Raw genomic sequence first — 20,790 nt, 5'->3', positions numbered from 1 at the left:
GTGGATCCCCCGTCGGTGCCGACCTTTGCACGGGAGCGCATCGAGGGTCAAGGTCTATACCAGTGGCGGTCGGACCCCTACGCTGTCCCTCGTTTTCGCACGGGGTGACGGATCATCAGGAGGTTCGGAGACGATGGTTCCGCGATCTCTGGCGGAGCGCGGCGCGCCAGCCTCGACAGCCGGCGTCGCCACGTCCTGCGCGCGTCACTCCCCTTATATAGGGGAGCATGACAAGACACCGACAATCGGCCGCTGCCGGACCCCCGATCAAGCGTGAAAGGACCCCGTGGCCACCACCGCAGAACCCGAGCCGGCCCGATCCGAGGCCGCCCGATGCGAGCACGCCCGACCCGAGCACGCCCGACCCGAGCCCGCCCGACCCGAAACCGCCCATCCCCTGTTCGCGGACTGGGACTGGGAAGACCCCGCAGGGCTCGAAGCCCGCACCGAAGCGTTCACCGAGAACCTCGCCCGGTGCACCAGGATGGAGGTCGTCCGTCCCGAAATGCCGTACACGCACCAGGACTTCCAGGAGCTCGGGGTCACCGGCATCGAGTTCGCCGCGTTCCGCACCCGGCACCCGCACGGCCTCGGCACCGATCTCGTCGGCCTGCACGCCGACAGCGAGGCCACCCGCCCCGGACCGGTCTACCGGATCGACGGCGCCGCGCTGTTCACCCAGCTCGACGTCAGTCGCCCGCTCCCGATCGCCGACCACAGCGTGGACTGGGTGTACGCCGAGCACCTGATCGAACACGTCCCGCTCGGCACCGCCGTGCACTGGCTCGCCGAAGTCCGCCGCATCCTGCGGCCCGGCGGCCTGCTCCGCCTCACCACCCCCGACCTGGCGCGCTACATCGACGGATACCTCGACGGGCAGGAGCAGTTCTTCCGCCGCCACCGCCGCCGTCTGCGCACCATGCGGGTGGGCCCGCCGATGCCGGAGCGCCGCGCCTTCATGCTGAACCAGATCTTCTACCATTTCGGGCATCGGTGGATCTACGACGAGGCCGAACTCCGGCACGTCCTCGACCGCGCCGGCTACCACGAATTCGCCATCCAGCGACGGGAGTTCCAGCTCGGCGCACGCCCTGACGTGGCCGATCTCGACACGGCCTTCCGCAAGGACGAGTCGATCTACTTGGAGGCCGTTGCCCCCGGAGGACCGCACTGATGCCGTTGCCCCCGGAGGGCCGCACTGATGCCATTGCCCCCGCAGGCCGAAGCCTGGCGTGCCCGCCGGGCCGCCACTGGCACCCCGCCGCTGTACACCCGCACCCTGGACGAGGCCCGCGCCGCCGACCTCGCCGACCTGCGCGCAGGCACTGGCGCCGGTGAACCCGTCGCCGCCGTCGAGGAGTTCACCATCGACGGCCCGGGCGGCCCGCTCACGGTGCGGCACTGCCCTCCGCAGCGCGCAGCCGCCGATGCCGACCGCCCCGGCCCCGCGCTGCTGTACCTGTACGGCGGCGGCTGGGCGCTCGGCTCACTGGAGACCGGCGACCCGATCTGCCGCTTGCTCGCCAACGCCACCCGCGCCGACGTCCTCGCCGTCGGCCACCGGCACGCCCCCGAACACCGCTTCCCCGCCGCCGTCCACGACTGCTGGGCCGCACTCGACTGGCTTTCCCGCCACGCGCCCCGGCTCGGCCTCGACCCGGCCCGGATCGCCGTCGGCGGCGACAGCGCCGGCGGCAACCTCGCCGCCGCCCTCACCCTGCTCGCCCGCGAACGCGGCGGACCGGCCATCGTCCACCAGCTGCTGAGGCAGGGGAGTTGACGCGGCAGCGGCGTGCGGGGCCCGGCGTGTGGTGCCGGGCTCCGCTTCGTGGTGGGCCGCGCTTCGTGGCGGGCCCGTCTCAGCGGATTCGGCGGGCGAACAGCCGGGCCGCCCAGGCCACCGCGAGGACCGTCATCAGGCCGGTCAGCAGCAGGCCGCGCCACACCTCGGGTGCGTCCAGGTGGCCGGCGAACAGGGCGCGCATGCCCTCGACGGCCCAGTAGCAGGGGTTCCAGGACGCGGCGGTGCGCAGCCAGGCCGGGGCGAGTGCGATCGGGAGGAGGGTGCCGGAGAGCAGCGCCAGCGGCTGGGCGATGGTGTTGACGACGGGGCCGAGGGCGGCGTCGGTGGGCACCAGCAGGGCCAGGCCGTAGGAGACCGAGGACGCCATCAGGGCCATCAGCGCGAGCAGCGCCATGGCGAGCAGCAGATCGGTGAGGCCGACGGTCAGCCCGAACGGGATGGCCAGTACGGCGATCAGCAGGGACTGGACGAGTAGCGCGGTGGTCTCCCGCAGGGCGCGGCCGAGCAGCAGCGCGACCCGGCTGACGGGCGTGACCCGGGAGCGTTCGATGACGCCGGCGTGCAGTTCGCCGAGCAGCGTGAACCCGGTGAACAGGCCGCCCATCACGGCCAGCGCGGACAGCAGGCCGGGCACGTAGATCCGGTAGGCGTCGGCGGTGCTGTGCGCGCCGGAGGCGGCCAGTGCGGAGGTCAGCAGCGGGGCGAACAGCAGGAGGTAGCACAGGGGTTGGAGCAGTCCGACGGCCAGCCACGCGGGCGAGCGGGCCATCAGGAGGAGTTGGCGCTGGTAGACCAGCCAGGTGTCGCGGGCGAGTTTCACGGGGACCTCACGGGGGCGGCAGAGGGGAATTGACGGACCGTCAGTTGTAAACCGGCGGGCGCCCGGTGAGGGCGAGGAACACGTCGTCCAGGCTGGGGCGTTGTAGCTGGACGTTGTCCGGCTCCAGGCCGGCCGCGGCGAGTGCGCGCAGCAGCTGCGGGATCGCGGTGGCGGCGGAGTCCACGTGCAGGCGCAGTCCGTCCTGCTCGGGCAGGGCCTCCAGGCGCTGGACGCACGGGAGTTCGTTGAGGGCGTGGGTGGCGCGGGCGGTGTCCTCGGCGGCGGGCAGGCCGATGGTGACGGCGTCGCCGGAGATCTGCTGCTTGAGCTGCTCGGGGGTGCCCTCGGTGACGATGCCGCCGTGGTCGACGATGCCGATCCGGTCGCACAGGGCGTCGGCCTCGTCCAGGTAGTGGGTGGTGATCAGCACCGTCATGCCCTGTTCGCGCAGGCGGCGGACCTCCGTCCAGACCTGGGCGCGGCTGCGCGGGTCGAGTCCGACGGTGGGTTCGTCGAGGAACAGCACCTTGGGGCGGTGGACCACGCCGAGGGCGAGGTCGAGGCGGCGGCGCTGGCCGCCGGAGTACGTCTTGGAGGCGCGGTCGCCGAACTCGGTGAGGTCGAAGGCCGCCAGGCCCTGTTCCGCGCGTTGCAGCGCCTCGGCCTTGCGGATGCCGTACATCCGGGCCTGGAGGACGAGTTCCTCGCGGGCGGTGGCGTGGTCGGTGGTGCCGCCGCCCTGGGCGACGTAGCCGATCCGGCGGCGGACCTTGCCCGGCTCGGTGCGCAGGTCGGCGCCGGCCACGGTGGCCGCGCCACCGTCGGGCGCCAGCAGGGTGGCGAGCATGCGCAGCGTGGTGGTCTTGCCTGCGCCGTTCGGGCCGAGGAGGCCGTAGATCTCGCCCTCCGCGACGTTGAGGTCGAGGCCGCGCACCGCGTCGACGGTGGCGGCGCCGCGGCGGGGCCGGAAGGACTTGCGCAGCCCCTTGGTCACGATCAACCCGGACTCCTGTGCTCGGTCGGTGGGTTCGGATGCGGTTGCGCTGAGGGGAAGAGGGTGAGGGGAAGAGGGTGGGGCGGCTGATGCCGGAGCAGACCCTAGGGCCCGACCCCACCCGCCGACAATGGTCTGGACCAGGCGGACGGCGCGGACTCAACGCGGTGCGCGCGTGAACCGCTCCAGCCGGTCGACGGCGGCCACCGAGCCTCCACCAGCGGCCAGTTGACGTCCCAGGCGCCGTGCGGCGGCCCGGAACCCCGGGTCGTCGAGGACGGCTCGCAGCGCCGCGCGCAGCTGCTCGAAGGTGGCGGTGGCGAAGTCGACCCGGACGGCCGCGCCGAGTGCCGCCAGCCGGCCGGCCGTCACCGGCTGGTCGTGGCGGATCGGGGCGACCACCAACGGCCGTCCGTGGACCAGGGATTCGGCCACGGTGTTCATCCCGCCGTGGCACAGTACGGCGTCCACCGTCCCGCGCTCAAGCAGTTCCAGCACCGGGACCCGATCGCACGCCACCGCGTCCGGTGGCAGCGGGGCGTCCGCCGGGGCCGCCACCACGGCCTGTGCGTCCGGGAGTTCGGCGAGCGCGGCGGCCGTCCGGTGCAGGAAGTCGCCCGCGACCTCGGCCGACAGCGTGCCCATGGTGACCAGCACCCGGCGGCGTCCGGGCTCCAACCTCTCCCAAGGGAACGGGAGTTCGGTGCGCGCCGCGAGCAGCGGCCCCACCAGGGCGTATTCGGCGGGAACGCGGTCGAGTCCGGCGAGCTCCCGGCAGGTCGGGGTGATCAGCAGGCCGGGGGAGAAGCGCGGGTCGGTGAACTCGTCGGCGGGCAGGCCGGCCCGCTCCCACAGGCCGCGCAGCACCCCGTCCCGCCAGGACGTCAACTCGCCTTCGCCGCCCAGCGGATCGCCGATCTCCAGCGAGGACGGCGCGAACGTCGCCCACCGCACGCCCGCGCCGTGAGCGGCCAACGCGCCCGCCGGGCTGTGCTGATCGACCAGCACCACGTCCGGCCGCCACTCCCGCACGGCCCGGCGCACCGCGCCCAGGGTGAACCTGGTGTGCGGCACCACGAACCCGTCCCAGAGCGAACGCACCGCCGCCGCCCCGCCCACCGCCTGCTCCCGGAACAGCCGGCCGCCCGTGGGATGCACCAGCGCGTCCGGGCCGAGTACCGGGCGCAGCGCCGACTCCGGCCCCACCCAGGAGACTTGGTGTCCGCGGCCGGCCCACTCCAGGGCCAGCGCCCGGGCCGGCAGCAGGTGTCCGGCGAGCGGGGGGACCACGATCAGCAGGCGCAGCGGGGAATCGACGGGGGGCATGGTGGAGTCCTTCCGGGAGGAGCGGCAGAGGTTCAACGGTGCGGCAGAGGTTCAACGGCGCGGCAGAGGTCGCGACTTGCCGGGCCGGTCGAGAAATTCGCACGAGTCGTGTGCAAACGACGGGGAACTGGTACAGACCACAAGGGGGAGTCGGGAAGGAAGCGCCGGAGATCCCTTGTGCGGGCCGGTGAGGCGTGGGAATACTAGCCCGCGTGACCGCTCTGGAAGCAGTCGCCGTCCACCTTCCGCCCGTCGCGGAACCGATCGAACTGGTCGGGGAACGCCTCGGACTGACGGATCGTCAGATCAGGCTCTTCCGCCGGTTCCACGGCCTCGACCAGGTCAGGGTGGACCACGACGGAGACCTGTCCGACCTGCTCACCGCCGCAGCGAAGGCCCTGGCCCCGCTACCCGGCCACGAACACCGCGTGAAGTACGTGCTGCACGCGCGCAGCCTGCCGATCGCGGCGCCCTACCCGCACAACCCGCTGCACGACGTGCTCGGCCGTCTGGGGCTGAGCCACGCCCGTGCCTTCACCATCACCCACCACGCCTGCGCCGGCTCGCTGTTGGCGCTCGACGTGGCCGGTCGGCTGCTGGCGGCAGACCCCGACCCCGAGGCGCTGGCGTTGATCCTGGCGGGCGAGAAGACCTTCACCCGGGACGCCCGCACCGTCCCGGACACCGCCCTCTTCGGCGAAGGGGCAGCGGCAGCCCTGGTACGGGCCGAAGGTGAACACGACCGGGTGCTGTCCTACGCGGTCGACCAGCGCGGCGAGTTCGACGGGCGACTCGCCGACGATCCGGACCTGATGCAGCGCTACCAGCGCAGCTACCCGGAGCTGATGATCGCGGTGATGGAAGCCGCGCTGAACGAAGCCGGCGAGAGCTGGGAGTCGATTCGGCTGCTGCTGCCGCACAACGTCAACCAGATCTCCTGGAAACGGATCTGCCGCCAGATCGGGTACCCGCCCGAACAGGTGGTGCTGGACAACGTCCCGGCGGTGGGGCACAGCTTCGCCGCCGACATCCTGCTCAACCACCACACCGCCACCGGCCGCGGCCTGCTCCGCCGCGGCGACCGCTACCTGGTCGCCGCGTCCGGACTCGGCGCGACCTTCGCCGCCATGGTGCTCCAGCACTGAGGCGCCGCGCACTCCGGGCTCCCCGGCTCGGCGCGGCCGAGCGAAGGCGACGCGCCGATGGCGGCCGTGTGAGCGCCGCTCCCGGCCCGCACATCCGGGCCCCGCCGACAGGGAATCGCCATGACCGACCCCGCCACCGACCGACCCGCCGACCCCTCGGACCCGGCCCACCACGCCATCGACCCCGAGCTGCGCAGCCGCGCACTCGACGGGATCATCCAGCTGCTGCCCCGCGTCCTCAAGCGCGAACTGCCCGAAGTCACCGAGAGCGCCTGCCTGTTCGACGAGGTCGGACTGACCTCGGCCGCCACCCTGGAACTCATCCTGGAACTCGAGGACCACCTCGACGTGCAGATCGACGTCGAAGGCATCGACCAGGACGACCTCCGCTCGGTCGGCACCCTGGCCGGCTTCGTCGCCGGACACGTCATCGCCGAGGACTGAACGTGCGCGTCCGCGGACCGCTCCCCGCCACCACCCTGCCGCGCACCGCCTCCCCGCTGCGCCTGACCACCGCCCACTCCTTCGACCTGGCCGGCCACTCCCCACTCGCCACCGACCCCGACCTGCGCACCTTCACCGCCGACCTGGCCCGCCCCTACGGCGTGGCACTCGACGAGGGCGCGCTGACCGGGGCCCGCGGCCAGTCCTACCTCGCACTCGGCGAACTCGCCGTACGCGAACTCGCGGACGCGGCCCGGCCGGTCGATCTGCTGGTGCTGGTGTATGCCACGCCCGACGTCCGACCCGGGCAGTCGGTGGCGATCCAGCTCGCCGGAGCGTGCCCCGGCGAACCCCTCTCCTTCGCCGTCTGCGACGAGGGCGCCGGCGGCACGTTCAGCGCGCTCGCCATCGCCGACGCCTACGCCCGCACCGGCGGCGCGCGCCGCGCACTGCTGATCACCGTCGAACAGGCCGACCTGCACCACCGGCCGCACCGGCCGGCCCGGTTGCCGGATCGGCACTCCGCTGCGGCGCTGCTCTGGGAGGCCGATGGTCGCGGTCGTCCGCTTCAACTGCTGCTCAGTAAAGCGGATGTGACGGAGCGTCAAAGTGAAGTGGCGTTGGCCGAGTTGTGCGCCGGACTGCCGGAGCGTTCGCTGCTCGTGTTCGGCCCCGGCCTCGCCGACGTGTCGGCTCCCGGCGGCGTGGAGGTCCGGCGGGCCCGCCCTGGCAACCCGTACACCGGCGGCTGGGCCGCGCTCGGCGACGCACTGGCCGACCCGCAGTTCGCGGGCCGCCCGCTCGCGCTCGCGGACCGGGAGCCCGAGACCGGCCGGCTCGACCTGGCCTGCTGGGCGCCCGAGGAGGCCGCCTGATGGTCGAGGTCTGGTTGATCGCCACCGACACCACTCCCGAACGGGCCCGCGCCCTAATGGAGTTGCTCGACCCGGACGAACGCGACCGCGCCGCCCGCACCCCCGACGGCCCGCACCGTCACCGCTGGATCGCCGCGCACGCCGCCGCCCGCCGACTGACCGCCGCGGCCGCGGGCGTTCCGCCGGAGCGTGTCCGGTGGCGGCGTGGCCCACACGGGCGGCCCGAACCCATGGGCCTGGAAAAGGAGTTGAGCGTCGACCTTAGTACTGCCGGCCCATGGGCGCTGTTCGCCGTCCAGCAACGTGCCGACGGAGACGGCGATATCGGCACGGACCTGGAACCCGTCCCGGCCGAGCAGGCCGCCGCCCGGCTCGCCCGGCGCTACTATCCGCCGTCCGAAACCGGCGGCGGGGCCGCCGAGTTCGCCCTCCGCTGGACCCGCAAGGAGGCGTACACCAAGGCCTACGGCGGACGCCTCGCCGACGGCTTGCGCACCTGGGTCGGGCCGACCGGCGGCCCCGGTCCGTACCGGATCGACGGCCCGCTCGGGCCCTGCGCCGTCCACGACCTGCCCGCACCGTCCGGCTATCGGGCCGCCGTCGCCCGGACCGGCAGCCGGCTGCTCCGGTCGACGCCGCTGTGCCACCCGCCGGATCTGGCCGAGGAGTTCGCCGCCCTCGACACGCCCACCCCCGCCCCCGGAGGCAGACCATGACCCGCCACCCAGACGACGCCACCCCGCTGCCGACCGCCGCCCCTGGCGTCCAACTCCAGTCCGCCGCCTACGAGAAGCTGCTTGCCGCTCTGCGCGAGTCGATCGCCCGGCTCGCCGACGACGAACCGTTCGAGCGGTTGGTCGTCCCGCCCGTGATCTCCCGCGCCACCATCGAACGGGCCGGCTACGTCGCCTCCTTCCCGCACCTGCTCGGCACCGTGCACAGCTACACCGGCAGCGCCGCCGACTGGCGTCAACTCGCCCCGCTGATCGCCGAGTCCGGCCCCTGGCACGCGCAGCAGACGGTGTCCGACCTGGTCCTGCTGCCCGCCGCGTGCTACCCCGTGTACGCCACCCTCGCCGGTCAGGACCTCCAGCTCCCCGCCCGGTTCAGCGTCGAGGCGCAGTGCTTCCGGCAGGAGGCCACCGCCGAACCCGGCCGCCTGCGCACCTTCCGGATGGCCGAACTCGTCACGGCAGGCACCCCCGCGCACTGTCTCGACTGGCGCGAGCGCTGGCTGGAGCGGGTCGCCGCCTGGCTGGAGACGCTCGGGCTCAAGCCCTTGATCGAGCTGGCCGACGACCCGTTCTTCGGCGGCGGCCGCCGCCTCTACCAGGCTGCCCAGCGCGCCCAGGAGTTGAAGTTCGAGCTGCGCGTGCCCGTTGCCGACGGGCTGGTGCAGGCGATCGCCTCCGCCAACATCCACAAGGACCACTTCGGCGAAGCCTTCGCGTTCACCGCCGACGGCGCGCCCGGCCACACCGCCTGCACCGCCTTCGGCCTCGACCGGATCGCCCTTGCTCTGCTGCACGTCCACGGCCCCCGGCCCGTCGACTGGCCCCAGGCCATCAGAACCGCCCTGAACGGAGACTGAGCACGTGTCCCAACAGCAAGACGTCGTGGTGGAGTTCAGTGCAGAAACACCCGAGGTGGAGGGCCCGCTCACCCTCGGCCAGGACAACATGATCCGCTGCCTGCGCCACGACGAACCCTCGCACATGAACAAGCAGGCCACCTGGACCGTCCCCGCCGGCGCCGACCTGCCGACCTGCGTGCGCGCCTTGGAGATCCTCGCCGAACGCCACGCCGCCCTGCGCACCGTCTTCCCCGGCCCCGCCGACCGCCAGCCCGAACGCCAACGCGTCCGATCCGCAGGCGAGTTCAGCGTGCACGTCATTGCTCTGGGTGACGACGAGGACCCGGCCGAGCGTGCCGAACGGTTCTGCTGGGACGGTCGCCGCCAGGCCTTCGACCTGGCGGAAGACTTCCCGTTGCGGTGCGCTCTGCTCACCCGGCACGGCGTCCCCGTGCTGCTCGCGGTGGTCATCTGCCACGCCCAACTGGACGGCGTCGCCACCGGGTTGCTCTACCAGGAGTGGCTCACGCTGGCCGCCGGCGGCACCCTGCCGCCACCCACCGCGCCCACCCCCGTCGAGGTCGCCGAGCAGGAGAGGTCGAGCTCCGGGCAGCGCCGCACCCGCGCCGCCCTGCGGCACTGGGAGCACATCCTCGCCGACCAGCCGTCCGCCGTGTTCGCCGACGACCGGATCGGCCCCAACGACACCCTGCTGCCCACCCTCGGCGTCCGCTCACCCGCCGGCGCCGCCGCCCTCGCCCGCGCCGCCCAGGGCACCGGCGCCTCCAACTCGGCCGTGCTGCTGGCCTGTTACGCCGCCCTGGCCGCGCACCGCGCCGCCCGCACCACAGTCGTGATGGCCGCGCTCTCCGCCAACCGCCACCGTCCCGGCCTCGCCGAGCACATCGGCACCCTCGCCCAGGACGCCCTGCTCGCCGTCGACACCGACTGCCCCGACCTGGACACCCTGATCGGCCGCACCCAGGCCCAGGCGCTGTCCGGCTACTGGCACGCCACCTTCGACGCCGAACGCATCTGGCAACTCATCGAGGACGTCGCTCACCGCCGCGGCGCCCGGTTCGCCCGCCACGTCGTCGTCAACGACCTCAGCGCCACCGTCCCCGAGGCCGTCGCCGCCACCAGACCCGACCCGACCGCCGACCCCGACCTGGCCTGGTACCCCGCCGAACCCACCCCCACCCGGCTGATGCTCAACATCTGGCGCACCACCGGCTGCCTCGAGTTCACCCTGCACACCCACCCCGACGTCCTCGACCGCGACGAGACCGAACTCTTCGCCCACGCCCTGCTCCGCCTGCTCGACCTGGCCGGCCGCCGTACCGTCCGACTCGGCCCCGACGGTGAACTCGCCGCCCTGACCGGCCTCCCCGTCGGCCGCCGCGACAAGGGCCGCTGGCAGCAGCTCGGCACCAACTGGATCGACCTGGACGCCGTCACCGACCTCTTGCGCACCGCACTCGATGCCAGGAACGTCGAAGTGAACGTCCAGGATGGAGAGTTGACGGCGACAGTCGACATCGGAGAGGCGACAATCACTCCCGAACAGGCGCACGCCGCCGTGATGGCCGCACTGCCCGGGCACGACACCGCGATGGCACCGCACCGCTATGTCCTCAACGGTGGCAGCGGCAGCGGACGGGACTGACCGCGCACCCGGGTGGAGCAGTCTCCCGGCCACCCGGGCGCGTCGTGCCCGGGCGGCGCGGGACGCCCCGTGAGGATGGGACGCGACACCGTCCCCAACTCACCTCAGCCGGAGCCCACCATGGAGCTGTTCCCGCCCCTGCCCCTGGAGTCCTGGCGGGACACCAAGGAGACCCTGCACCGATTCGCCCAGGTCATCGGCAAGATCCGGCTGGCCGGCAGCCCCCGCCGCAACCACTGGTGGAACGTACCCTTCCACCTCACCGGACGCGGCATCACCACCCGCCCCACCGGCCCGACCCGCGGCGGCGACGCCTTCACCATCGACTTCGACTTCACCGACCACCGGCTGTACATCCGCACCCTCGACGGCGCCGAGGACTCGTTCCCGCTCACCGGCCGCTCCGTCAGCGACTTCTACCGCGACACCCTGCGGGCACTCATCCACCTCGACATCGACATCGTCCCCGAGCACCCCTACCCGTACGACCTGCCCGACGCGCACCGCCCGTTCGCCGACGACGACGAACACCGCAGCTACGACCCGGCCGCCGTCACCACCTACTGGCACATCCTCAGCCAAGTCGCCCTGCTGCTGGAGGAGTACGCCGCCGGCTACTCCGGCAAGACCAGCCCCGTGCACCACTTCTGGCACACCTTCGACCTCGCCGTCACCCGCTTCTCCGACCGCGAGATCGACCAGCCCACCGCCGTCGATCCCGTCACCCGCGAGGCCTACTCCCGCGAAGTCATCAGCGCCGGCTTCTGGTTCGGCGACGACAACGTCCCCGAGCCCGCCTTCTACTGCTACACCGCCCCCGAACCCGCCGACCTGACTGCTCGCCCCCTGCACCCCGCCGCCGCCTCCTGGGCCACGAACCGCGGCAGCCACCTCGCCCTCCTCAAGTACCAGGACGTCCGAACCGCCGCCGACCCCTGGACGACCGCACTCGACTTCCTCGACTCGGCCTACCGCGCCGGCGCCGACCTGGCCGGCTGGGGCCGCGAACGCGAATGCCCGGGCGGCGTGACCGACACCGTGCTGCGCGTCGAGCCGTCGGCCTAGCCGGTTCGGATCAGTAGAAGTGCCGCAGCTGGGACCAGAGTTGGGACCAGGGGAGGCGCGGGCCCGTGCACAGCAGGACCGGGGCGTTCTGCTCCTCGTTGGCCAGGCTGTGGCCGTTGTCGACCCGGGCGACGTCGTGGCAGCCGGTGAAGGCCTGCTCGACCTGCGGGTAGGGCGCGGGGTGGATCAGCAGGACGGGGCCGGTCGCGGAGTCCGGCGGCGGGCCCCAGTCCGCGAACGACATGTGGCCCGAATACGGCGCGGGCAGAGCGTACTTGGCGCCGTAGCGGGCCAGCGCTCCTGCCTCGCCGTAGTTGGTGGTGAAGACCACGGCCCGGCTCCGCTGCTCGGGCGGGATCGCCGCCCAGCCCGTGCCCGCCGCCTCGGCCAGCTCCGGCCAGCCGACCTGCTCCGCCGACTCCTTGTACACCCAGGCCACGGCCGGGAGTTGATGCGCGGGAAGCACCGGCAGGGTGATCACCGAGTTCAGCGTCGCCGCGAGCAGCAGCAGTCCCACCAGCCGTACCCGGTTGCGCCGCACCGGCCACGCCCGGTCGGCCACCGGCTGGCACCCGGCCGCCATGACCAGCAGCAGTGGGGGCAGCGCGTAGTAGGGCTTGCCGCCGAGCAGCAGCACCAGCGCGGACAGGCCCAGGTAGCCGAACGCCAGCGGCCGCGCCCAGCGCAGCTCGGGCTCCTGCCGCAGGCGGCGCAGGCCGCCCAGCCACACCGTCACCAACACCGGTGACAGGTACAGCAGTTGCATCGGCACGAAGGTCAACCGGTTGGCCAGGCCGTCCTGCCCGCTGATGCCCGAGGCCACCGTCAGCTGCGGCCAGCCGTGCGTGGCCTGCCAGTACAGGTTCGGCGCGGCCACCAGCAGCGCCAGCAGCGCACCCAGCGGCAGCCAACGCCCGCGCAGTACCTGCCGGTTGCCGGTGAACCAGATGGCCGGCAGCAGTGCCGCCGCCAGCAGCAGCACCAGGTCCTTGTTGAGCAGCGCGACACCCACCGCCGCACCGATCGGCACCCACCAGCGGCGGTCACCGGTGCGCAGCAGCCGCAGGACCAGCACGCCGATGCCCGTCCAGGCGAACAGGTCGAAGCTCGCCGTGGACAGCATGTGGCCGAGCGCCAGCACTATCGCCGACACCGCCGCGCCCGCCGCCGCCAGCACCTGGCCGCCCCGGCGCGCCCCCAACTCCCGTGCGGCCAGAGCCGTCAGGACGATCGTGGCGGCGGCCAGCAGCACCGCGACAACCCGCAGACCCGCCGGGCTCTCGCCGAACAGCGCCGTCGACAGCCGGGCCAACAGCGGTGTCAGCGGCGGCTGGTCGACATAGCCCCAGGCCAAGTGCCGCCCGGCGGCCAGGAAGTAGAGCTCGTCCCGGTGGAAGCCGTACCGCCCCGTCAATGCCAGTTCGAGCGCCGCGACACCCGCCGCGACGGCGAGCACCGGCCCGAACGAGAATCGCGACAGCCTCGTGGGCGTGGCGACGCTGGTGGATCCATCCCCCCGAATGTCCATGCCGGGGAGTGTGACAGATGCGGCGGGCCGTGCCGCTTCATGAACGGTAAAAACCTGAACGATTGTTCGGCCACGGCCGTCCGGTTAGGCTCGGGCGCTGTGAACGGCACCCCGCACCCCAGTGACCCGCCCATCTCGTCCAGCGCGGACCTCAACCGGCCTGTTGCCGCGGACCTGGCCGCGCTCGCCGGGCTGGCCACCGAGACCCGGCGGCCCGAGCACGCGGGCATCGACCTGCTGCCGACGCTGGAGATCGCCCGGCTGATGAACGCCGAGGACCGCACCGTCCCGGACGCGGTCGCCGCCGAGCTGCCCGCGATCGCGGCCGCCATCGACGCGATCGCCGAACGGATGGGCCGCGGCGGCCGGTTGATCCACGCCGGCGCCGGAACGGCCGGCCGGCTCGGCGTTCTCGACGCCGCCGAATGCCCGCCGACCTTCAACACCGCGCCCGGCGAGATCGTCGCGCTGATCGCCGGCGGCCCCGCCGCCTTCACCGCCGCCGTCGAGAACGCCGAGGACGACCGCGCCGCCGCCGTCGCCGACCTCGACGCCCTGCAACTCACCGCCGCCGACACCGTGGTCGGCATCTCCGCCTCCGGCCGCACCCCGTACGCCGTCGCCGCCGTCGAGCACGCCCGCAGCCTCGGCGCGCTCACCGTCGGCCTCTCCGGCAACCGCGATTCCGCGCTGGGCACCGCCGCCGAGCACGGCATCGAGGTCGTCACCGGCCCCGAACTGCTCACCGGATCCACCCGGTTGAAGGCCGGCACGGCGCAGAAGCTGGTGCTCAACATGATCTCGACGATCACCATGATCCGGCTCGGCAAGACCTACGGAAACCTGATGGTCGACCTCCGCGCCACCAACGAGAAACTCCGCGACCGCAGCCGCCGCATCGTCGCCCTCGCCACCGACGCCGAACCGGCCGCCGTCGCCGCCGCACTGGACGCCACCGGCGGCAAGGTGAAGGACGCCATTCTGCTGCTGCTCGCGGATGTCGACGCCACCACCGCGGCCGCGCTGCTCACCGCGCACGGTGGACGCCTGCGCGAGGCCGTGCAGGCCGCCCTCAAGAACTGACGGGATCAGAGCTGCTGTTCGGCCCAGATGGTCTTGCCGCGCGGCGTGTGCCGGGTACCCCAGTTCCGGCACAGCTGCGCGACCAGCAGCAGGCCGCGGCCGCCCTCGTCGTAGGTGCGGGCCCGGCGCATGTGCGGGGCCGTGCTGCTGGCGTCCGACACCTCGCAGATCAGGGTCCCGCCGTCCCGGATCAGCCGCAGGCCGATCGGCGGCAGGCCGTAGCGGACCGCGTTGGTGACCAGCTCGCTGACCACCAGCTCGGTGACGAACGCGGCCTCTTCGAGCCCCCAGTCGGTGAGCGTCATGGTGGCCAGTTTGCGGGCCCGCGCCACCTCCGCCGGGTCGCGCCGCAACTCCCAACCGGCGACGTCCTGTTCGTGCAGTGCCCGGGTGCGGGCCAGCAGCAGTGCGACGTCGTCGCTGGGCGCGGCCGAGCCCAGCGTCGCGTCCAGCACCCGGTTGCACAGCGCCTCCAGCGAACCTGTGGGCTCGGCGAGCGCCGACGCCAGCCCGTCCAGGCCCAGCGCCGGATCGCCGTGCAACTCCGAGGCCCGCAGCAGGCCGTCCGTGTACAGCGCCAGTACGCTGCCCTCCGGTACGGCCAACTCCATTGACTCGAACGGCAGTCCGCCGAGGCCGAGCGGCGGTCCCGGCGGCAGCTCCGGGAACGTCACCGCGCCGTTCGGGTCGACCAGTACCGGACCGGGATGGCCCGCCCGGGCCATCGTGAACGTCCGCCCCACCGGGTCGTACACCGCGTACAGGCAGGTCGCGCCCACGCTGCCGCCCGCCCAGGTGGTGGCGCTGTCCGGCAGTTCCTCCAGATCGATCCGCAGCACCAAGTCGTCGAGGTGGGTGAGGAGTTCGTCCGGCGGCATGTCGATGTCGGCGAGCGTCCGGACCGCCATCCGGAGCCGGCCCATCGCCGCCGACGCGGGCACCCCGTGCCCCACCACGTCACCCACCACCAGCGCCACCCGGGCGCCCGACAGCGCGATCACGTCGAACCAGTCGCCGCCCACGCCGTCCCGGCCGTTCACCGGCAGGTAGTGGAACGCCACCTCCACCGCCGCCTGCCGGGGCGTCCGGGCCGGCAGCAGCGAACGCTGCAGGGCGAGCGCGGTGTCCCGCTGCTGGGTGTACTGGCGGGCGTTGTCCACGGACAGCGCCGCCCGCGCCGTCAACTCCGTGGCCAGCACCAGATCGTCGTCGTCGAACGCCTCCGGCGAACGGTGTCGCAGGAAGATCGCCACGCCCAGCGTCACCCCGCGTGCCGTGAGCGGCACCAGCAGCGACGAATGGATCCCGAACCGCTCCGCCGACCTCAGCCGCCGCGGCTCCCGCTGCATCCACGTCCGCATCTTCTGATCCCGCATGTCCGTCCGCACCGGCCGGCCCGCGGACAGTACCTGCGCCATCGGCGACTCCGGCAGGATCACGTCGCGCGCCCCCACGGCCACCGCCGACTCCGGGCAGCCCGGCAGCACCGACTGCTGCGCCACCCGGTAGAACACCAGGCCCGCGCTGGACGGCGGACCGCTGCCGAACACCGTCTCCAGCAGGTCCACGCCGACGAAGTCCGCGAAGTCCTCCGTGCCGACGTCCGCCAACTCCTGGGCGGTGCGCTGCACTTCGAGGGTCGAACCGATCCGCAGACCGGCCTCGCCGAGCAGTGCCAGGCGACGCCGGGCCAGATCCTCCGGGCCGGCCTCCCGCTCGGACACCTCGGTGATCGCGGCCGGCGGATCCGCCCCCAGCGGCTGCAACGGCTGCGCGGACACCACCCAGCTCTGCTCGCCGCTCGCGGTCAGCACCGGGACGATCGCCAGCTCCACCGCCACCGGATCGCGCTCCGCGCGGGTCAACCGGACCATGCCGGTGAACGGTTGGCGGCGAACCACCGCGCGCAGGACGGCGATCGGCGCGTCACCGGCGAGCAGATCGAACGCGGAACGCCCCAGTACCCGGTCGGCCGAGAACCCCGACATGCGCTCGGCCGCCGCCGACCATCCCGTGATCGAGCCGTCGCCGTCCACCGTCGCAGTAGCCGCACGGCCCGGTACCCGTGTCGCCATGTCCGCACATTCCCCTTCGGTGCAGCAACCCCCAGGCCATGCCTTCAGCATCGCCCCGCGACACAGACGCCTCAAACCGCCACGCCGAGCCGGAGCCGGGGCCGCGTGCTGTTGCGGGAGGTCGAACGCGGTGGTAACGCCCGGCTTCGCAGGCCGGATGTGCGGCGTTGATCGGACGGTGTGATCAGCGGATCGGTCGGATGTGTGGACCCGGTACGCTGCCGCGCATGAACGGCGGTGGCGGAAGCGAACGGGAGGCCGAGGTGCTGGCCGCGCTCGCCGAACTGGACCGGATCGAACGCGCACGGAACCACCGGATCGGAATGCTGGACGCCCGGCGCACCCTCCGGGCCGTCGCCGAACGGGCCCGCACCGAGCACGGCTTCGAACTCGGCCTCGGCGGCCTGGTGGAGGGCCGCGACCTGGTGCTGCGGGCCTGGTCGGGGACGCTCCACACCACCCTGCACGACCTGCGGATCCCGCTCGGACTCGGCGTCGGCGGCCGGGTGGCGGCCGTCGGCAGCGCCGTCGTGGTCCGCGACTACTACCGCTCCAGCCGGATCACCCACGACTTCGACCAGCAGGTCGGCAGCGAAGCCGTCACCGGCATGATCGGCCTCCCGATCGGCACCGGCCCCGCCCGCGGCGTCCTCTACGGCGCCATCCGCGGCAGCGGCCAGATCGGCGACAGCGCCATCGACGGACTGACCCGACTCGCCCACCTCGCCACCCTCGCCGTGGACGTCGCCGACGGCGCCGCCACCCTCGCCGACGCCGCCGTCACCGGCGAACGCCGCCGGATCGCCGCCGAACTGCACGACGGCGTCGGCGCCATGCTGTTCGGCCTCGGCAGCTCCGTCCGCGACCTGCGCGCCGACACCGCCCAGCACCCCGAACTCGCCGACCGCCTGCGCCGCCTCGAACGCGAACTCGGCGACGCCGCCGCCACCCTGCGCGCCTCCGTCGCCCGCCTCCATCACGACCGGCCCGCCGCCTCCGACGGCACCGCCTCCGACGGCGACCGGCTCGCGGCGGACCTCGCCGAGACACTCCGCGACTTCGAACGACGCACCGGCACCCCCGCCACCTTCGTGCCCATCGGACCCGCCCCGCGCCTGGACGCCGAACGCGCCGCCCTGCTGCGCCGCACCGTCGCCGAGGGCCTGCTGAACGTCGAGAAACACGCCCGGGCCGACTCGGTCGCCGTCACCCTCACCCACGACCGCAACCGACTCGGCCTCGCCGTCATCGACGACGGACCCGGCCCGGAACCCAACGGGAAACCGCTTTCCCGCTGGGGTTCGGCCCCGCACGCACCCGCCACCGGCGCAGGCCTGCCCGCCCTGCGGGCCCAGTACGAACGCCTCGGCGGCACCGTCCACCTGCACAGCGACGAGGACGGCACCACCCTGCGCGGCGAACTCCCGCTCCCCGCCCCGCCGGCCTGAGGACGCGGCCCGACCGGCTGCCCGCTTGCCCCGCCGGCCTGACGGCGCGGCCCGACCGCCTGCCGCGCCGGCCTGACGGCGCGGCCCGACCGCCTGCCCCGCCGGCCTGACGGCGCGGCCCGACCGCCTGCCCCGCCGGCCTGACGACCGGGCCTGATCGGACGCCCCGGCCGTTCCGGTCAGAGCAACTGCTCCTGCTGCGCCCGCCGGATCGCCTCGACCCGGTTGCGGGCCCCGAGCTTCTGCATCGCCGTCTGCAGGTACGTCTTCACGGTGTTCCGGGCCAGCCCGAGCTCCTCGGCGATCTCCGGGTTGGTGCGGCCCGTCGCGGCCGACCGGATCACCTCGTACTCGCGCCGGCTGAGCGACAGCCGGAACAGCCGGGCCTGCAACTGGGCCGGGGCCGAACCGTTCAGGCGCGGGTCCATCACCCGCCGTCCCGCCGCGGCCAGCCGCAGCTGGGCGACCAGGTCGGTGTCTGTGACGTCCTTCAGCAGGCAGCCGTGCGCACCGGCCGCAAGGGCAGCGGAAAGCGCATTCCGGTCCTCGAACGCAGTGAAGATCACCACCCGCGCATCCGGTGCGGCCGCCCGCAGCAGCGGCACGGTGCGCGAACCCGGCAGGTCCGGCAGCCGCAGATCCAGCAGCACCACGTCAGGGTGCAGCGTCGCGGCCAGCGCCACGCCCTCGCGCGCCGTCCGGGCCGAGCCGACCACGGACACGTCCTCGGCCCGCCGAATCAGCGCGGACACGCCGTCGCACACCACTGGATGGTCGTCGACCACCAGGACCCGTACGGTACGACCAGTGGAGCCATCCGCCATCCGAGCGAACTCTCCTCTCCAGGTGGGGGGACCGCAGGCTTGCGACCGGCGGAAATATTGGGTGCGACGGTAACTGAACGCAGAGGGGTCAGGCCATGGGCTCAGCCGAGAACGTCGATAACAATGAGCAACTGCCGTCCCGGCCGGGCGACGGCGCAACCACCGCGGCAGGCTCCGGGGCGCGGCTCGACCGCGCCGCGTCGGTGGCCAACTTCCGGGCCGCCCGCGAGGTGCTGTGGCAGCACGCCACCGACTACGACACCGCGTACCGCACCTTCCAGTGGCCCGAGTTGGGCGAGTTCAACTGGGCGCTCGACCACTTCGACCCGATGGCGCGCGGCAACGACAGGGCCGCGCTGTGGGTGGTCGAGGCGGACGGCAGCGAGCGCATCCACAGCTTCGACCAGCTCGCCCGCCGCTCCGACCAGGTCGCCAACCACCTGCGCGCGCTCGGCCTCGGGCGCGGCGACCGGGTGCTGGTGATGCTCGGCAACGTCAGCGAACTGTGGGAGGTGATGCTCGGAGCGATCAAGCTCGGCGTGGTGCTGATCCCCGCCACCCTGCTGCTGTCCGCCGAGGACCTCGCCGACCGCCTGGAACGCGGCGAGGTGCGCGCCGTGATCGCCGCCGCCGAGGTCACCGACCGCTTCGCCGGCCTCCCCGGCGCCCCGCTGCGGATCGCCGTCGGCGCGACCAGCGGCGCGACCAGCGATGCGACCGGCGGTGCGACCGTCAGCAGCGCGACCGTCGGCGGCAAGCCCGTCGAGGGCTGGCACGACTACGCCGAGGTCGACAACGCCGCCGAGGAGTTCACCCCCGAGGGCGTCACGCTCGCCGACGACCCGCTGCTGCTGTACTTCACCTCCGGCACCACCTCGAAGCCGAAGCTGGTCGAGCACACCCACGCCTCGTACCCGGTCGGCCACCTGTCCACCATGTACTGGATCGGGCTGCGCCCCGGCGACATCCACCTCAACATCTCCTCGCCGGGCTGGGCCAAGCACGCCTGGAGCAACCTGTTCGCGCCGTGGAACGCCGAGGCCACCGTCCTGGTCTTCAACTACGGCCGGTTCGACGCCCAGCAGTTGCTCGAGGTGATCGCCCGCTGCCGGGTCACCACACTGTGCGCCCCGCCCACCGTCTGGCGGATGCTGATCCAGGCCGACCTGGGCGCGCACCGCACCGAACTGCGCGAACTCGTCGGCGCCGGCGAACCGTTGAACCCCGAGGTGATCGAACAGGTCCGCGCCGCCTGGGGGTTGACCATCCGGGACGGCTTCGGCCAGACCGAGACCACCTGCCAGATCGGCAACAGCCCCGGCCAGCCCGTCCGCCCCGGCTCGATGGGACGGCCGCTGCCCGGCTACCGGGTCGCCCTCCTCGACGCGGACGGAAAGCCCGGCGAGGAAGGCGAGTTGAGCCTCGACCTGGCCCACCGCCCGCTCGGCCTGATGCGCGGCTACCGGGGCGACCCGGAGCGCACCGCCGACGCCATGCGCGACGGCCACTACCGCACCGGCGACGTCGCCGCGCGGGACGCCGACGGATACATCACGTACGTGGGCCGCGCCGACGACGTGTTCAAGGCCAGCGACTACCGGATCTCCCCGTTCGAGCTGGAGAGCGTCCTGATCGAACACCCCGCCGTCGCCGAGGCCGCCGTCGTCCCCTCGCCCGACCCGCTGCGCCTGGCCGTCCCCAAGGCGTACGTGGTGCTGGTCGACGGCCGCACCCCCAGCCCCGAACTCGCCCGCGACATCCTCGCGTTCACCCGCGAGAAGCTCAGCGCCTACAAGCGCATCCGCCGCCTCGAGTTCGCCGACCTGCCGAAGACCATCTCCGGCAAGATCCGCCGCGTCGAACTGCGCACCCACGAGGCCGACCGCACTGAGAACCGCAACCCGAACGAGTACTGGGACAGCGACTTCCCGGAGCTCCGCCAGGGCTGAGCCGGAGCTCCGCCAGGGCTGAGCACGCCTGCTCCGCCGAACGGGAAACCGCTTTCCGCATGCCGTCGCCGACTTGTTGGCAGGGGCGTGCGGAAAGCGGTTTCCCGTTGGGTCGGGGGCCAAAGCGGAAAGCGGTTTCCCGTTGCGTCGGAGCGGAGCGGAAAGCGCTTG

Annotated in this window: 18 protein-coding genes; 12 read left to right on the top strand and 6 right to left on the bottom strand. The window is 73.1% G+C overall.

Going from position 1 to position 20,790, the window contains the following annotated elements:
* Window positions 1–286: 286 nt before the first annotated feature.
* Together ACGFWJ_RS01565 and ACGFWJ_RS01560 are read left to right on the top strand one after the other, a co-directional pair.
* Window positions 287–1,174 (top strand): methyltransferase domain-containing protein, encoded by an 888-nt coding sequence (locus ACGFWJ_RS01565; RefSeq protein ID WP_392944110.1) that lies wholly within the window; start codon window positions 287–289, stop codon window positions 1,172–1,174.
* 27 nt (window positions 1,175–1,201) lie between these two features.
* On the top strand, window positions 1,202–1,780 hold the full coding sequence (locus ACGFWJ_RS01560) for an alpha/beta hydrolase fold domain-containing protein (RefSeq protein WP_392944109.1): 579 nt from the start codon (window positions 1,202–1,204) through the stop codon (window positions 1,778–1,780).
* A gap of 79 nt (window positions 1,781–1,859) precedes the next feature.
* Here the strand turns inward: ACGFWJ_RS01560 and ACGFWJ_RS01555 are convergent, their stop codons facing one another.
* From ACGFWJ_RS01555 to ACGFWJ_RS01545, 3 genes are all read right to left on the bottom strand, one after another.
* Window positions 1,860–2,624, bottom strand: coding sequence for an ABC transporter permease (locus tag ACGFWJ_RS01555; RefSeq protein WP_392944108.1), 765 nt, complete (start codon window positions 2,622–2,624; stop codon window positions 1,860–1,862).
* 40 nt (window positions 2,625–2,664) lie between these two features.
* Window positions 2,665–3,618: an ATP-binding cassette domain-containing protein gene (locus tag ACGFWJ_RS01550; RefSeq protein ID WP_392945444.1), complete on the bottom strand. Its 954-nt coding sequence runs from the start codon at window positions 3,616–3,618 to the stop codon at window positions 2,665–2,667.
* Between the two features lie 159 nt (window positions 3,619–3,777).
* Window positions 3,778–4,944 (bottom strand): glycosyltransferase, encoded by a 1,167-nt coding sequence (locus ACGFWJ_RS01545; RefSeq protein WP_392944106.1) that lies wholly within the window; start codon window positions 4,942–4,944, stop codon window positions 3,778–3,780.
* Window positions 4,945–5,156: 212 nt separating this feature from the next.
* On the opposite strand from ACGFWJ_RS01545, the gene ACGFWJ_RS01540 reads away from it, so the two are divergent.
* The 7 genes from ACGFWJ_RS01540 to ACGFWJ_RS01510 all read left to right on the top strand — a co-directional run bounded on the left by ACGFWJ_RS01540 (window position 5,157) and on the right by ACGFWJ_RS01510 (window position 11,712).
* Window positions 5,157–6,089 carry a 3-oxoacyl-[acyl-carrier-protein] synthase III C-terminal domain-containing protein gene (locus tag ACGFWJ_RS01540; protein ID WP_392944105.1) on the top strand — a complete coding sequence of 311 codons (933 nt, stop codon included), beginning with the start codon at window positions 5,157–5,159 and terminating at the stop codon, window positions 6,087–6,089.
* Window positions 6,090–6,209: 120 nt separating this feature from the next.
* The gene (locus ACGFWJ_RS01535; RefSeq protein WP_392944104.1) at window positions 6,210–6,533 is read left to right on the top strand and encodes an acyl carrier protein; all 324 of its coding nucleotides are present in this window, start codon (window positions 6,210–6,212) and stop codon (window positions 6,531–6,533) included.
* 2 nt (window positions 6,534–6,535) lie between these two features.
* A complete protein-coding gene (locus ACGFWJ_RS01530) occupies window positions 6,536–7,408 on the top strand; it encodes a hypothetical protein (RefSeq protein WP_392944102.1) in 873 nt (290 codons plus the stop codon).
* A complete protein-coding gene (locus ACGFWJ_RS01525; protein ID WP_392944100.1) occupies window positions 7,408–8,124 on the top strand; it encodes a 4'-phosphopantetheinyl transferase family protein in 717 nt (238 codons plus the stop codon). The genes ACGFWJ_RS01530 and ACGFWJ_RS01525 overlap by 1 nt, the downstream gene beginning before the upstream one ends.
* Window positions 8,121–8,999 (top strand): aminoacyl--tRNA ligase-related protein, encoded by an 879-nt coding sequence (locus tag ACGFWJ_RS01520; RefSeq protein WP_392944098.1) that lies wholly within the window; start codon window positions 8,121–8,123, stop codon window positions 8,997–8,999. The genes ACGFWJ_RS01525 and ACGFWJ_RS01520 overlap by 4 nt, the downstream gene beginning before the upstream one ends.
* Before the next feature lie 4 nt (window positions 9,000–9,003).
* Entirely contained in the window at window positions 9,004–10,647 is a 1,644-nt protein-coding gene (locus ACGFWJ_RS01515; protein WP_392944096.1) for a condensation domain-containing protein, read from the top strand.
* Between the two features lie 120 nt (window positions 10,648–10,767).
* Window positions 10,768–11,712 carry a DUF5996 family protein gene (locus ACGFWJ_RS01510; RefSeq protein ID WP_392945442.1) on the top strand — a complete coding sequence of 315 codons (945 nt, stop codon included), beginning with the start codon at window positions 10,768–10,770 and terminating at the stop codon, window positions 11,710–11,712.
* A gap of 10 nt (window positions 11,713–11,722) precedes the next feature.
* Here ACGFWJ_RS01510 and ACGFWJ_RS01505 read toward each other — a convergent pair whose 3' ends face one another.
* Window positions 11,723–13,240, bottom strand: a complete 1,518-nt coding sequence (locus ACGFWJ_RS01505; protein WP_392944094.1) for an ArnT family glycosyltransferase — start codon at window positions 13,238–13,240, stop codon at window positions 11,723–11,725.
* Between the two features lie 99 nt (window positions 13,241–13,339).
* Between ACGFWJ_RS01505 and murQ the strand changes: the two genes are divergently transcribed.
* Window positions 13,340–14,323, top strand: coding sequence for an N-acetylmuramic acid 6-phosphate etherase (murQ, locus tag ACGFWJ_RS01500; protein WP_392944092.1), 984 nt, complete (start codon window positions 13,340–13,342; stop codon window positions 14,321–14,323).
* Between the two features lie 5 nt (window positions 14,324–14,328).
* Here the strand turns inward: murQ and ACGFWJ_RS01495 are convergent, their stop codons facing one another.
* Window positions 14,329–16,398 carry a SpoIIE family protein phosphatase gene (locus ACGFWJ_RS01495; RefSeq protein WP_392944090.1) on the bottom strand — a complete coding sequence of 690 codons (2,070 nt, stop codon included), beginning with the start codon at window positions 16,396–16,398 and terminating at the stop codon, window positions 14,329–14,331.
* A gap of 227 nt (window positions 16,399–16,625) precedes the next feature.
* Here ACGFWJ_RS01495 and ACGFWJ_RS01490 point away from each other — a divergent pair, with 227 nt between their 5' ends.
* Complete coding sequence (locus tag ACGFWJ_RS01490; protein ID WP_392944088.1) at window positions 16,626–17,846, top strand: sensor histidine kinase; 1,221 nt, start codon at window positions 16,626–16,628, stop codon at window positions 17,844–17,846.
* Window positions 17,847–18,025: 179 nt separating this feature from the next.
* Here ACGFWJ_RS01490 and ACGFWJ_RS01485 read toward each other — a convergent pair whose 3' ends face one another.
* Window positions 18,026–18,670 carry a response regulator gene (locus ACGFWJ_RS01485; protein ID WP_392944086.1) on the bottom strand — a complete coding sequence of 215 codons (645 nt, stop codon included), beginning with the start codon at window positions 18,668–18,670 and terminating at the stop codon, window positions 18,026–18,028.
* A 95-nt stretch (window positions 18,671–18,765) separates the two neighbouring features.
* On the opposite strand from ACGFWJ_RS01485, the gene ACGFWJ_RS01480 reads away from it, so the two are divergent.
* Window positions 18,766–20,619 carry an AMP-binding protein gene (locus ACGFWJ_RS01480; RefSeq protein ID WP_392944085.1) on the top strand — a complete coding sequence of 618 codons (1,854 nt, stop codon included), beginning with the start codon at window positions 18,766–18,768 and terminating at the stop codon, window positions 20,617–20,619.
* Window positions 20,620–20,790 lie beyond the last annotated feature (171 nt).

This window comes from Kitasatospora sp. NPDC048407 (assembly GCF_043200475.1).
In the GTDB taxonomy this organism is placed as follows: Bacteria; Actinomycetota; Actinomycetes; order Streptomycetales; family Streptomycetaceae; genus Kitasatospora.
This window is presented reverse-complemented; position numbering and strand designations above follow the sequence as displayed.